This window comes from Nonomuraea sp. NPDC050643 (assembly GCF_040654715.1).
Classification (GTDB): Bacteria; Actinomycetota; Actinomycetes; order Streptosporangiales; family Streptosporangiaceae; genus Nonomuraea.
Genome location: NZ_JBFAIM010000002.1, coordinates 354,711 through 368,219 on the forward strand (window position 1 = coordinate 354,711; position 13,509 = coordinate 368,219).

Below are 13,509 nucleotides of genomic sequence, written 5' to 3' on the forward strand. Positions count from 1 at the left end.
ACACGTATGTAAACCACGCTGAACGTGGAGGAAACAAGGTGTTTCGCTCGCTGCCGGTGCTTCTGGCCGTGATCGTGGCGGCCGGCTGCGCGGCAACGGGCAAAGAGGGCGGCGGCGAGACCGGGACGGGCGGAACCGGGCCCATCACGTTCGCCACCGGTCGCGACACCACGGCGTACCTGCAACCCTTGCTGGATCGCTGGAACCAGGCCCACCCGGCCGAGAAGGTGACGCTGCTGGAACTGCCCGAGGCCGCCGACGAGCAACGCGCTCAGATAGCGGCCAACCTCCAGGCCCAGAGCAACCGATACGACGTCATCGGCCTCGACGTGGTCTGGACGGCAGAATTCGCGGAGAACGGCTGGATCATCCCCCTGGAGCGCGGGCTCTTCCCGCTCGACAGGTTCCTGCCGCCCGTCGTGGAGACGGCCGTCTACAAGAACAAGCTCTGGGCCGTCCCGTACACGAGTAACGCGGGGCTGCTCTACTACCGCACCGACCTGGTCACGAAGCCGCCGCGGACGTGGGCGGAGCTGCGCGACCAGTCACGCACAATCATGAAAAAGCACCACATCGGAGGATATGCCGGGCAGTTCTTGGCCTACGAAGGGCTCACGGTCAACTTCGCGGAGGCCGTGCAGTCGGCCGGCGGGGAGATCGTCAGCCGCGACGGCACCGAGGTCACCCTCGACCCGGCCAAGGGCGAGATCGCGCTCGACTTCCTGTTCCAGGGCCTGCGAGAGGGCTGGATACCCAAGGACTCGCTGAGCTTCAAGGAGGAGGAGTCGCGCCTGGCCTTCCAGGAGGGCGAGCTGGCCTTCGCCCGCAACTGGCCGCACGCGTACGGACCCGCCAAGGCCAAGCTGGGCGGCAAGGTCGGCGTGACCCGGCTGCCCGGCCTCAACGGACCCGGGTCCAGCACGCTGGGCGGCGCCAACCTGGCCGTCAGCGCCTTCTCCAAGCACCAGCACACCGCACAGGAGTTCATCCGCTATTTCACGAGCCTGGAGAACGAGCGACGGGTCCTGACCGAAGGCTCGTTCCCGCCCGTGTGGACCGAGCTCTACGACGATCCCGCCCTGATCAAGCGCTTCCCGTACCTGCCCGTGCTCAAGGAGAGCATCCTTGCCGCCAAGCCACGGCCGGTGAGCGCCAACTACAACCAGCTGAGCCTGGTGATCGCCAGTTCGGTCGCCAAGGCGCTCGGCAATCCCTCCATCGAGTCCGCCGACGACGTCGCGGCCTCCATGAAGTCAGAACTCGAAGAGATCATCAGAACCCAGTGAGGCAGCCATGCGAAAAGGCAGTGCAGCAGCGATCCTGGCCGGGCTGGCGGTAGCCGTCTCCGCGTGCGGCAACGCACCGACGACGACCCAGCCCACCGCTTCGGAGTCGGCACCGGCCGCAGGCGGCGAGAAGACACTCCAGGGCGTCAAGCTCGAAGTGGCCGCCAAGTGGACCGGCAGTGAGCAGAAGAACTTCGAGCAGGTGCTCAAGGCCTTCTCCGACAAGACGGGCGCCCAGGTCACCTACGCCTCCACCGGTGAGGACACCGGCGCTTACCTGGGCCCGCGCATCCAGGGCAACAACCCGCCGGACGTGGCGATCCTGCCGCAGCCGGGCCTGGTGCAGCAGTACGCCGACCAGAAGGCGCTCAAGCCGCTGGCCGACACGGTCACCAAGGAGATCGACACCAACTACACCCCCTACTGGAAGGAGCTCGGCTCCGCCGACGGCCAGGTGTACGGCGTGCTGATCAAGGCGGCGCACAAGTCGCTGGTCTGGTACCGCGCCCAGGCGTTCGACGACGCGGGCGTGCAGCCGGCGACGACGTGGGACGAGCTGGTCAAGGCCGCCCAGACCATCGCCGACTCCGGCACGCCGCCGTTCTCGCTGTGCGGCGCCTCCGGCTGGACGCTGACCGACCTCTTCGAGAACGTCTACCTCTCCTCCGCGGGCCCCGAGAACTACGACAAGCTCTCCAAGCACGAGATCCCGTGGACCGACCCGTCGGTGGCGACGGCGCTGGAGAAGATCGGGCAGATCGTCGGCAAGAAGGAGTTCGTGGCCGGCGGCTCCTCCGGCGCCCTGCAGACCGACTTCCCCACCTGCGTGAGCGAGGTCTACAGCAACAACAAGGCCGCCATGGTGATCGAGGCCGACTTCGTGGCCGTCGAGGCCGTGCAGTCCGGCGCCAAGGTCGGCGAGCAGGCGAAGTACTTCCCGTTCCCCAAGGCCGGTGACACCGCGCCGGTCGTGCTCGGCGGCGACGTGGCCGTGGCCATGAAGGACTCCCCCGGCGCCATGGCGCTGCTGCAGTTCCTGGCCTCCAAGGAGGGCGGCGAGATCTGGGCCAAGCTCCCCGGCTACCTGTCGCCCAACAAGAACGTCTCCCCCGACAACTACCCGGACGAGCTGACCAAGCAGCTCGGCCAGACCATCGTCTCGGCCGGCGACGCGGTTCGCTACGACATGTCCGACCTGGCCCCGAGCGCCTTCGGCGGCACCGACGGCAAGGGCGAGTGGAAGGTGCTGCAGGACTTCCTGCGCAACCCGAGCGACGTCAAGGGCGCTCAGGAAGCGCTCGAAGCCGAGGCCAAGAAGGCCTGGAAGTAAAGAGGTAAGGCCGTGACCGAACGGTTGGACGGCCGGCAGGACCCGCCCGCGGACACCGCGGGCGGCACCTCCCCCGGACCGGCTGATACCCCCCGTACCAATAGACGCCTCGGCCCATCGCCGGCGGTCGCCATCGTCTTCCTCCTTCCCGCGGCGTTGCTGCTGGGCATCTGGGTGGTCTACCCGATCGTCTACTCGATCTTCCGAAGCCTGTTCGACTCCGCCGGCAACGGCTTCGTGGGTCTGGGCAACTACATCTCGATCTTCACCGATCAGGGCATGCTCACGACCATCCGCAACAACCTCATCTGGGTGGTCGTCGCGCCGATCGTGGTCACCACGCTGGGCCTGATCTTCGCGGTGCTGACCGAGCGCATCAAGTGGGCGACGGCGTTCAAGCTGATCGTGTTCATGCCGATGGCGGTCTCGCTCATGGCGGCCGGCGTGATCTTCCGCCTCGTCTACGAGGAGGACCCCGACAAGGGCCTGGCCAACGCGGTGCTGACCACCGTGCACGACACGTTCTCCTCCTCGCAGGGCTACCCGGAGGCCCGGCCGCGCGAGGGCGACCAGTCGCAGGTCGCCGCCCAGGACGGCGCGATCGTCACCAAGCAGCCCGCCCAGGCGGGCCAGCCGGTGCTGATCCCGATCGTCGGCGTCAAGCCGGACGTCATGCCGGCCAACGCCCAGCCCGCGCGGCCCCCGGCGGCCGGGGACGGCGTCTCGGGAACCGTCTGGTTCGACTTCACACCGGGCGGCGGCGGGCAGAGCGGCGCGGTGGACGGCACCGAGAAGGGCCTGCCGGGCATGACCGTCGAGGCGGTCCAGAACGGCCAGGTGGCGGCGACCGCCACGACGGCCGAGGACGGCTCGTTCCGCTTCGCGGGGCTCCCCGCCGGCTCCTACGTCGTACGGCTCCCGCAGTCGAACTTCGAGGCCTCGTACGGCGGCCTGACCTGGCTCGGCCCGACGCTCATCACCCCCGCCATCATCGGCGCGTTCGTCTGGGTGTGGGCCGGGTTCGCCATGGTGCTGATCGCGGCCGGGCTGGCGGCGATCCCGCGCGACGCCCTCGAGGCCGCCCGCATCGACGGCGCCTCGGAGTGGCAGGTGTTCCGCCGGATCACGGTGCCGCTGCTGTCGCCGGTGCTGCTCGTCGTCTTCGTGACGATGATCATCAATACGCTGAAGGTGTTCGACCTGGTGTTCATCATCGCGCCCGCCTCGGTCCAGCCCCAGGCGAACGTGGTCGCGCTGGAGATGTGGCGCGTCTCGTTCGGCGGCGGGAACAACCAGGGGCTGGGCAGCGCGCTGGCCATCTTCCTGCTCATTCTGGTCCTTCCCTTCATGATCATGAATATCCGCAGGTTCAGAAGGGAAGACACATGACCACGGCAACGGCCACGGCGCCGAAGGGCCTGGAGACCGGAGCGCCGCGCAGAGGTGTGATAGGCAGGATCGTCGATCGGGTGGGCAGCGGCACCGTCCAGGTCGTCATGGTGCTCCTGGGCCTGTTCTGGCTGGTGCCCACGGTGGGCCTGTGGGTCGTCTCGATGCGCACGACGCAGGTCAACAACGCCGAGGGCTGGTGGACGATCTTCACCAAGCCCGCCGAGCTGACCATCCAGAACTACGCCAACCTGCTGGGCAGCGGCTTCACCACGTCCTTCTGGAACACCGTGCTGATCACGGTGCCGACCACGGTCCTGGTGATCGGCATCGCGGCGATGGCGGCGTACGCGTTCGCCTGGATGGACTTCCCCGGCCGCGACCTGGGCTTCCTCATCGTCGTCGGGCTGCTGATCGTGCCGATCCAGATCGCCCTGATCCCCGTCGCCTCGCTTTACGGCGGCACCGGGATCTTCGGGTCGATCCCCGGAGTGGTGCTGTTCCACGTGGCGTTCGGCCTGCCGTTCGCGATCTTCCTGCTGCGGAACTTCTTCGTCGGCATCCCGTCCTCGCTGCTGGAGGCGGCGCGCATGGACGGCGCGCCCGAGTGGAAGATCTTCGTCTCGGTGGTCTTCCCGCTGGGCAAGCCCGCCATCGCCTCGCTGGGCATCTTCCAGTTCCTGTGGGTGTGGAACGACATGCTCATCGCGCTGGTCTTCGCCAACACCGACAACCAGCCGATGACCAAGTATCTGCAGTCTCAGATGCGGCAGTTCGGGTCGAACGTGGACATCCTCTCCTCCGGCGCGTTCCTCTCGCTGATCATTCCGCTGGTCCTGTTCTTCGCGTTCCAGCGGTACTTCGTCCAGGGCATGATGGCCGGCTCGGTCAAGTAGCGATCTGACGGGCGCCCGCCTCCCGAGAGGGGAGACGGGCGCCCGTAACGCGTGTTCACGCGGCCTCGATGATTCTTCATGAAGCGATTCCTCGCTCTCACCTCGGCAGTCCTCCTCTCGCTTCCGATCGGTCCCGCCGTCGCCGAACAGGGCGGCACCCCCGGCGCCCCCGGCGCGGGTGACCCGTACTTCCCCGGCCAGGGCAACGGCGGCTACGACGCCGGCCACTACGACCTCTCCCTGGACTACGACCCGTCCACCGGCCGCCTCTCCGGCGTGGCGCGGATCTCGGCGCGGGCCACCCAGGCGCTCAGCCGCTTCAACCTCGACCTCGTCAGCACGCTGACGGTGCGCTCCGTGACGGTGGACGGCAAGCCCGCCACGTATGCGCAGAGCGGCTCCGAGCTGGTGGTGACACCCGTCAGAGGGCTGGCGCGGGGCCGCGGCTTCTCCGTCCAGATCCGGTACGACGGCAGCCCGGCCCACGTCATCGACCCCGACGGCTCCATGGACGGCTGGATCAGGACCGGCGACGGCGTGTTCAACGCCAACGAGCCCCAGGGCGCGATGACCTGGTACCCCGGCAACCACCACATGACCGACAAGGCCACCTACCGGTTCACGGTGACCGTGCCGAGCACGCGGGTGGCGGTGGCCAACGGGGACCTGGTGTCGAAGGCGTCCAGGGGCGGGCGGACCACGTACGTGTGGGACTGCCGGGAGTCGATGGCCGGCTACCTGACCACCGTGTCGATCGGGACGTTCACGTTCGCCGACGCCCGGATCGGCGGCCACCGCGTGACCACCGCCGTGGACCCGCAGGCCACCGGTGACGCGAGCGGGTTCGCCGAGCGGCATCCGCCGGTGCTCGACTATTTCGCCTCGCTCTTCGGGCCGTACCCGTTCTCCTCGACCGGCGGGATCGTCGACCACGCGCCCGAGGTCGGCTACGCGCTGGAGACGCAGACGCGGCCCATCTACCCGCGCGTGCCCAGCGAGTCGCTGCTCGCGCACGAGCTGGCGCACCAGTGGTTCGGCGACTCCGTGACCCCCACGCTGTGGCGCGACATCTGGCTCAACGAGGGCTTCGCCACCTACGGCGAGTGGCTGTGGGCCGACAGGCTCGGCACCCGCACGGTGCAGGCCGCTTTCGACGAGGCGTACGCGACCCCGGCCGAGGACGAGTTCTGGCAGACCCCGACCGCCGACCCCGGCGGCCCGGAGAACCTCTTCCACGCCCCCGTCTACGACCGTGGCGCGATGACGCTGCACGCGCTGCGCCGGGAGGTCGGCGACGCCACGTTCTTCGCGATCCTGCGGACCTGGGCGCGCGAGCACCGCCATGGCAACGCCGACACCGCCGCCTTCGTCGCCCTGTCGGAGCGCGTGTCGGGCCGGCGACTCGACGCCCTCTTCGACGCCTGGCTGTTCAAGCCCGGAAAGCCGTCGTTGTGATCATTCTGGTACGGCTGCGACCGGCGTTTGGGCCGCAAGCCGTACCAGACCTGGCTAAGCTCAACGGCCATGGCAGGTCGTCCCCTTACCGAAGTCGTCGAAGCCGGATGGGCTCGCGCGCTCGAGCCCGTCTCCGAGCAGATCTCCCAGATGGGCGAGTTCCTCCGTAAGGAAATCGCCGAAGGCAGGCAGTACCTTCCCGCGGGCGCGCACGTGCTGCGCGCTTTCAACCAGCCCTTCGACGACGTCAAGGTGCTGATCGTGGGTCAGGACCCCTACCCCACTCCCGGTCACCCCGTCGGTCTGTCGTTCTCGGTGGCACCCGACGTGCGGCCGCTGCCCGGCAGTCTGCTCAACATCTACAAGGAGATGGAGAGCGACCTCGGCCTGCCGCGCCCCGCCAACGGCGATCTGACGCCGTGGGCCGAGCAGGGTGTGCTGCTGCTCAACAGGGTCCTCACGGTGATGCCCGGCAAGCCCGCCTCCCACCGGGGCAAGGGCTGGGAGCAGGTCACCGAGCAGGCCATCCACGCCCTCGTGGCGCGCGACAAGCCGATGGTGGCCATCCTCTGGGGCCGTGACGCCCGCAACCTGGCTCCCATGCTCGGCAGCGTGCCGCGCATCGAGTCGGCCCACCCGTCCCCGCTGTCGGCCCGTAGCGGCTTCTTCGGCTCGCGGCCGTTCAGCAAGGCCAATGAGCTGCTCACCCAGCAAGGCGCGGCGCCGGTCGAGTGGAAGCTGCCCTAGCCTTATCGCCATGAGTGATGAACCGAAGTTCCTGCGCCTGACGGTCGAGCTGACCGTCGAGGTGCTCGACATGGACGCGCTGCAGGCGGCGGCGCTGGCTGAGATCAGGCACCCCGAGGCCGACCTCAGCGAGGAGGAGCGCACGGAGCAGGCCGAACTGGTCGCCTCCGACGACACGGGTGCCTCGGCGCTGCAGTGGCTGATCGAGCCTGATCACGTGCTGGGCCTCGTCGAGCACATCAGCGAGATCGAGCCCCGCGAGGCCGTGCTCGGCGTGGAGCCGTCCGAGGGGCCGAGCGAAGAAGAGGAAGAGCACGACCACGACCACGTGTGACGACACGTGACGACCTCGCGTGATGGCACGTACGGTCGTCATGCGTGACGTACGGCGGCGGCCACGGCGTTCGAAGACGTCGTGGCTTTTCGCTTGAGCCGGAGGGGGCATCTCATGATCGTGGCATTCTCCATCACCCCGCTGGGCGTCGGCGAAGGGGTCGCCGAACCGGTCGCCCGCGCCGTCAAGGTGGTCCGCGACAGCGGGCTGCCCAACCGGACGGACGCGATGTTCACCACGGTCGAGGGTGACTGGGACGAGGTCATGGACGTGGTGAAACGCGCCGTGGACGCGGTGGCCGAGGTCGCTCCCCGGGTGAGCCTGGTCCTGAAGGCCGACCTGCGGCAGGGGGTCACGGACGGGATGACGTCCAAGCTGGACTCCCTGGAACGCCACCTTTCTTAGGCACTTACGCTTCCCAGGCACGTGCGGTTCTTGGACGCTTACGGTTCTTGGACGCTTACGGCCTTCGCCTGAGGCCGCGCCCAGGTCTTACGCCGGTTCAAACGTGAGCCCGCACCGCACTTCTCGCGTCCACGGGCTGAGTGTTTGATGTCGGTGGCCGGCCTGGGTGTTCGATGTCGGTGGCCGGCCCCCTTCGATGGGTCGGCATCACGACAGGTCGCCCTCAGCCAAGCTCGTTCTCTGCACGTGACACTTCGCCACGGCCCGCCGGGATGGCCGATCCGATGAAGGGACCCACGCCGGAGTACGGCAGGTGACACCTGCTCACACACCAGGCCGCCACGCCCTTCCCCCCACCCGAGCCACCATCCTCACCTCCGGCCACCCCCACCCCGTCACCCACCCTGTCGCGCCCATCCCCACCCCAACCATCCCCGCCCCGATCATTCCCGCCCCGATCATTCCCGCCCGGTCACCCCACCCCGGCGCGCCCATCCCTCAATCGTCTCCACGTGACCCGGATGCGCAGACCGCGAATATGACGACATAGTTGGAATTTCGAGATATATCTTGACCATCTTCCAACACGCGACATATCGTGTCGCTCGTCGCAAACGCGATAGTACGCGTCCTCGGAGGTGGAGTGCAATGGAGCAAGAGCGAGTGCCGGTCCTCGTGGTCGGTGGTGGATACGCGGGCTTGAGCGCCGCGATGCTGCTGGCCTGGCGCGAGGTGCCCGTCATGCTCGTCGAGCGGCATCCGAGCACCTCGATCCAGCCCAAGGCGTTCGGGGTGGGCCCACGAGCCCTGGAGTTGCTGCGTCCCGTACCCGGTCTCGAAAGCACGCTCGCCGGCATCTGGACGGGCATCGGCGACAACATGCGCATCGCGATCGCCCAGACCATGGTCGATCCGAACCCTCACATGATCATGAACGACGAGCAGGAGGAGCTGGCCTTCCTGGCCGACGTCACACCGGCCGCCCTGGTGGGCGCACCCCAGGCCGAGATCGAGCGGGTGCTGCGCGTGAAGGCCGAGGAACTGGGCGCCGACCTGCGCTTCTCCACCGAACTGTGCTCACTCGAGCAGGACGAGGACGGCGTGACGGCCCGGATCCGCGACGTCGACGGCGAGCGCCTCGTACGAGCCGACTACGTGGTGGCCGCCGACGGCTACCGCAGCCCGCTGCGGAAGCTCCTGAACCTGCCCACCTCGGGCAAGGGCGAGCTGGGCAGGATGTGCTCGATCATGTTCGACGCCGACCTGACGGGGCTGGTCCGCGAGCGGGAGGTCACCCTCTGGTACCTGCAGAACGAGGTCTTCACCGGCGTGATCGTCACCGGCACGGGGGTCGGGGCGCACGTGCTCGGGGTCAACTACGCGGAGGGTGAGAGCGCGGCCGACTTCACCGACGAGCGCTGCGTCGAGCTGGTGCGCATCGCGACCGGCCGGCCCGAGCTGGACGTACGCGTGCTGGACAAGGCGACCTTCGGGATCGGGCATGTGCTGGCCGACAGGTATCGGGCGGGGCGGGTGTTCTTCGCCGGCGACGCCGCCCACACCATGCCGCCCACCGGCGGGCAGGGCGGCAGCACGGCTCTCCAGGACGGGTGCGACATCGCCTGGCGGCTGTGGCTGGTGCTCACGGGGCAGGCGGGGGCCGGCTTCCTGGACACGTACGACGCCGAGCGCCGCCCGATCGGCACGCTCACGGCCGACGCGCAGCTCGCCAACCTCGGCGTACGCATGCCGCCCGCCGCCCGCATCGGCTACCCCGAGCCCCTCGACGACCCGATCGGCGCCCTGCTCGGACACCGCTACCACTCCACCGCCATCCTCAACGAACCCGGGGACGACGGCTCCCTCCTGGAGGACCCCCGCGTACCGAACGGCCGCCCCGGCGGCCGCGCACCACACGTGGTGCTCGACTGGGACGGGCAGCGCATCGCGATCGGCGACCTCTTCGGCTCCAGCTTCGTCCTGCTGGCCGACAAGCAGGGTGGTCAGGCGTGGATGGAGGCCGGGCGGCTGGTGAAGGAGCGGCTCGGGGTGGAGCTCACGCGGTTGCTGGTGAACGACGAGCTGATGGACGTGGAGGGGCGCTTCAGGGAGCGCTACGGCGTCGGCGGGGGCGGCGCCGTACTGGTCCGGCCGGACGGGTATGTGGCCTGGCGCTCCCCCGACCCGGTCACGAACCCGGCAGACACACTGGAGCACGCCCTCCGCCAAATCCTCAGCCGCTAACCCATTCGCAGGATCCGGCGAGGTGCCGACCGAGCGACCGGGAGGAGTCAGCCGAGCAGCAGTTCCTCGCGGCGGGAGCGCAGGTCGTCCCGTAGCCGCCCCAGCTCCTGGCTTCGCTCATCCAGCAGCTTCACCATCCCGCCGATGTCGTCCTTTCTGGTCTCGACGCCGTCCGGCAGCACCCCGGGCTCCACCGTCATGCCGAGCGCCTGAGCCTGCCGGACCAGTTCGGCCGCCGCCTCCCGGTCATCGGGGTCACGCAGGATCTGGAGGCCAGCCGCTCTGGCCCGTTCTCTGGCGGGCAGCTCCACGTCCAGCTCGGCCAGCAGCCGCCCGATCTCGAGCAGTTCGGCCCCGCGCGGATCGGCGGAGTCGGCCACACGCCGTTCCTCCCGTACCAGAAGCTCTTCGTAGAGTTCCTTTGCCGGCCCGACCTCGGCCAGCTCCCGCTCCACCGCCGCCAGCACCACCGTGTAGGCGCCGAGTCGGGCCTCCTCGACCGACACGCTCTCCTGATCCCACACCGCGGCCGTCTCCAGCTCCCGCCGAGCCTCCCCTACCAGGCGCGCCATCGCCGTGCGGCGCTCGTTCAGTTCGTCCCATCGGCGCGCCCGCCGACGTGCCGTGTGCAGATCTTCGTCGAGCATCTCAAACGGGATCACGTCCCTTTGACGGTGCTACAACGCGATTTGGTTCAGGACGACCGCGCACTTTTCCCATCAAACCAGGTCAGAACAGTCGCAGCAGCGGTCTCAGTTCCGGCGCCACTGAGGGTGAAGGTCATCGAGTGGAGCATGTGAAGGGCGTGCATTGGGTGAAGCGCACGTGCTTCATGAAGCGCGGCCAGTGCGCGGACCGGATGCGGGCCCAGGTGGGGAGGGGGAGCGGGCGGGGAGTGGGTGCGGGCGCCGAGGGATGTGGGGCGTGGGCGTGGATGCGGGCGTGGGCGTGCGTGTGGGTGGAGAGGCGGACGTGGGTGCGACGCGGACGTGGGTGCGACGCGGACGTGGAGGGGATGTGGGTGTGGGCGTGGGCACGGGCGGATGTGGGTGCGGGTGCGGGGTTGGATGTGGGTGCGGGTGCGGGGTTGGATGCGGGCGCGGGCGTGGGCGTGAATGTGGGCGCGGGGTGGAGGTGCGGCTGTGGAGCTGGGGTGGGGTGGTGGGCGGTTGGTGGTGGGCGGTTGGTGGTGGGCGGTTGGTGGTGGGTTAGTCTCTTTTGGGGACTTATTTGGTTTCTGGAGGAGACTCATGTTGGGGAGGTGCGTGCATGGTCAGAGAGTTGCGTGAGCGGGATGTCCAGTGTTCGATTGCTCAGGCTGCCTCGGTGATCGGCGACTGGTGGAGTTTGCTGATCGTTCGAGAGGTTACGCGTGGTCATCGCCGCTTTGATGACTTGCTGCGTGAGTTGGGGATCTCGCGGAAGATCCTTACGGAACGGCTGAAGCACCTGGTGGAGCATGGGGTTTTGACGCGGGAGCAGTACCAGGTGGGGCCGGTGCGGCACGAGTATGTGCTGACGGCTACCGGGTGGGCGCTGGCGCCGACGTTGATCAGCATGCAGGACTGGGCAGATCGTTGGCTTCTCGGCGATGGTGCACTGTCCGGTGTTCCGAATCCTCAGGGGACGGAGACAGGCCGTGTTCATGCGCTTCTGAGTACGCGAGTTCCTGAACCTCTCCTCCTTGATGCTGCCGATCTCACGCCGACCTCATCGTTTTCTGGGGTCTCCTCTTCTCGCCGGCAACTCGACGTCGTTGCCGATGCGGACGCAACCGTCTTGTTCGCCTATCCGTCGACGGGGCTGGCCGCGTCTCTCCCTCCTGACTGGAAACAGGTTCCCGGGGCGGCGGGGTGCACCCTGGAGAATCGGCTGTTTCGTGATCGGTTGCCTGAGTTCGCTGCGGCTGGTGCCGTCGTTCACGGTGTGAGCACTCAGCGTCCCGATGAGCAGGCCGCCTTCGCCGAAGCGGAGGCCATCACGTTTCCGCTGCTCTCGGACGTGGACCTGCGTCTGGCTGTGGCGCTGCGGCTGCCGACGTTTCGGGCGGGGCAGGTCATGAGGCTCAAGCGCCTGATCCTGGTGATCGACCGCTCCCGGACCATCCGCCATGTCGTCTTTCCGGTGCTGGACATCCCGTCTGCCATCGCGGAGACCCTGGAGGCCGTTCAGACCCTTTGAGTGGACTTGGCCGGCGGGCTGTTCTCTCTGGTCAGGCGGCGAGGGAGCTGACCGGGGTCGGGTCGGGGGTTGTTAGGGTGTGGGGGGAGATGAGGGTGAGTGAGGGGTGGCTTGTGGCGGCCTGGGTTGCGCACAGCCAGTCGTTGAGGGAACCGGTGAAGCCTGAGGGTGGGCCTACCTTGAGGCAGGCGACCTGGCCTGTGCCGGGGGCCGGGCCTACTTTCAGGCGGCGGATGCTGCCGGTGCGGCCTAGCTCGCCCAGATCGGAGTCGTAGGGGGTGAGCTGGACGCCGAAAGAGAGGCCGCCGTCCGGCTGGTCCGAGGGGTGGATCTGGAGGAAGTCGTCGAGCTTGCGTTCAGTGGCCTCGGGGTGGGTGTTGACGTAGGACAGGTGGTCTGTCACCAGGCGGTTGGCCACGGTGCGCAGGAGATTTGTCGCGCACAGGTTGTGGGCGCAGGCGGCGCCGTCGAGGGTGATCTCCGGTAGGGCGAAGCGGCGCAGACCGCGGGAGGTGACGCGCAGGCAATCGCATACGCCCGTGTCGGCCGGGTCCCAGGGTGGGCAGGTGGCGGCGTCGTGGACCTGGACGTCCCATGTCAGCCAGTCGTCGGTGAGGCGGAAGTCGGTGGGCTCTCCGGCGCAGCGACCGCAGGTGAGGATCGTCGAACCTGTCAGCGGGTCGATGAGGAGGCCGTCGGACTCCCTTGCCAAGGCTCGGGCCGCGGCGCGGGCCGCCTGCATGGTGGTGGGGAGCTTGTACGGGGGTGCGGTCGAGGACACCACGACGTGGTGCTTTGTGCGGCGTAGGCGGCGTCTTTCGTCGTCTGTGAGGGTGGTGGCGGCACCCGTCGGTTTCCAGGGGGTCGTGTGGTGGGCGGCCGTCAGTGTGCCGTTGTTCGCTGAGGTGATCACGGCTCTTCTGTATGGGCCGCCGACGCGCCAGGGCACGAATGACTCGATGTCGAAAGGGGTGTGTTCCATGGCGACGATGAAGAGGGAGGTCAGGGTGCGGGGCAGGGGGAGGGTGATCTTCATGAGGGAGTGGCCTCCAGTGCGAGGGCGGGCCCTTGGGAGGGCGGGAGGCACTCAGGATCGGTGATGGTGGGTGGAGGCGGAGGAGTGGAGCGCGATTCTGTGGATAACGGGGGGCGGGAGTTATCGTCCTGTGGACAAGGCCCTGTCAGCATGCCCCCGGGGGTCCGACGGCCCGGTGAGCGTGGTCCCGCGGTCCGTGGTCCCGC

General features: G+C 68.3%; 12 protein-coding genes. 10 read left to right on the plus strand and 2 right to left on the minus strand.

Features of this window, described 5'->3' with window-relative positions:
- The first annotated feature begins 38 nt into the window (after window positions 1-38).
- The 9 genes from AB0I15_RS03875 to AB0I15_RS03915 all read left to right on the plus strand — a co-directional run bounded on the left by AB0I15_RS03875 (window position 39) and on the right by AB0I15_RS03915 (window position 10,086).
- Complete coding sequence (locus AB0I15_RS03875; protein WP_358089658.1) at window positions 39-1,286, plus strand: ABC transporter substrate-binding protein; 1,248 nt, start codon at window positions 39-41, stop codon at window positions 1,284-1,286.
- Between the two features lie 7 nt (window positions 1,287-1,293).
- Complete coding sequence (locus AB0I15_RS03880; RefSeq protein WP_358089661.1) at window positions 1,294-2,616, plus strand: ABC transporter substrate-binding protein; 1,323 nt, start codon at window positions 1,294-1,296, stop codon at window positions 2,614-2,616.
- Between the two features lie 12 nt (window positions 2,617-2,628).
- Complete coding sequence (locus AB0I15_RS03885; protein ID WP_358089664.1) at window positions 2,629-4,005, plus strand: ABC transporter permease subunit; 1,377 nt, start codon at window positions 2,629-2,631, stop codon at window positions 4,003-4,005.
- Window positions 4,002-4,901, plus strand: a complete 900-nt coding sequence (locus tag AB0I15_RS03890; protein ID WP_358089667.1) for a carbohydrate ABC transporter permease — start codon at window positions 4,002-4,004, stop codon at window positions 4,899-4,901. Before AB0I15_RS03885 ends, AB0I15_RS03890 begins: the two co-directional genes overlap by 4 nt.
- A gap of 78 nt (window positions 4,902-4,979) precedes the next feature.
- Window positions 4,980-6,356 (plus strand): M1 family metallopeptidase, encoded by a 1,377-nt coding sequence (locus AB0I15_RS03895; RefSeq protein WP_358089670.1) that lies wholly within the window; start codon window positions 4,980-4,982, stop codon window positions 6,354-6,356.
- A 69-nt stretch (window positions 6,357-6,425) separates the two neighbouring features.
- Window positions 6,426-7,103: a uracil-DNA glycosylase gene (locus tag AB0I15_RS03900; RefSeq protein ID WP_358089672.1), complete on the plus strand. Its 678-nt coding sequence runs from the start codon at window positions 6,426-6,428 to the stop codon at window positions 7,101-7,103.
- Window positions 7,104-7,113: 10 nt separating this feature from the next.
- The gene (locus tag AB0I15_RS03905) at window positions 7,114-7,437 is read left to right on the plus strand and encodes a hypothetical protein (RefSeq protein WP_358089675.1); all 324 of its coding nucleotides are present in this window, start codon (window positions 7,114-7,116) and stop codon (window positions 7,435-7,437) included.
- A gap of 114 nt (window positions 7,438-7,551) precedes the next feature.
- Window positions 7,552-7,842: an MTH1187 family thiamine-binding protein gene (locus tag AB0I15_RS03910; RefSeq protein WP_358089678.1), complete on the plus strand. Its 291-nt coding sequence runs from the start codon at window positions 7,552-7,554 to the stop codon at window positions 7,840-7,842.
- Window positions 7,843-8,490: 648 nt separating this feature from the next.
- On the plus strand, window positions 8,491-10,086 hold the full coding sequence (locus AB0I15_RS03915) for an FAD-dependent monooxygenase (protein WP_358089681.1): 1,596 nt from the start codon (window positions 8,491-8,493) through the stop codon (window positions 10,084-10,086).
- A gap of 47 nt (window positions 10,087-10,133) precedes the next feature.
- On the opposite strand, the gene AB0I15_RS03920 is transcribed toward AB0I15_RS03915, so the two are convergent.
- Complete coding sequence (locus AB0I15_RS03920; RefSeq protein WP_358089684.1) at window positions 10,134-10,733, minus strand: hypothetical protein; 600 nt, start codon at window positions 10,731-10,733, stop codon at window positions 10,134-10,136.
- A gap of 622 nt (window positions 10,734-11,355) precedes the next feature.
- Between AB0I15_RS03920 and AB0I15_RS03925 the strand changes: the two genes are divergently transcribed.
- Window positions 11,356-12,267 carry a winged helix-turn-helix transcriptional regulator gene (locus AB0I15_RS03925; RefSeq protein WP_358089687.1) on the plus strand — a complete coding sequence of 304 codons (912 nt, stop codon included), beginning with the start codon at window positions 11,356-11,358 and terminating at the stop codon, window positions 12,265-12,267.
- Between the two features lie 31 nt (window positions 12,268-12,298).
- On the opposite strand, the gene AB0I15_RS03930 is transcribed toward AB0I15_RS03925, so the two are convergent.
- Complete coding sequence (locus AB0I15_RS03930) at window positions 12,299-13,303, minus strand: hypothetical protein (protein WP_358089690.1); 1,005 nt, start codon at window positions 13,301-13,303, stop codon at window positions 12,299-12,301.
- Window positions 13,304-13,509: the final 206 nt, after the last annotated feature.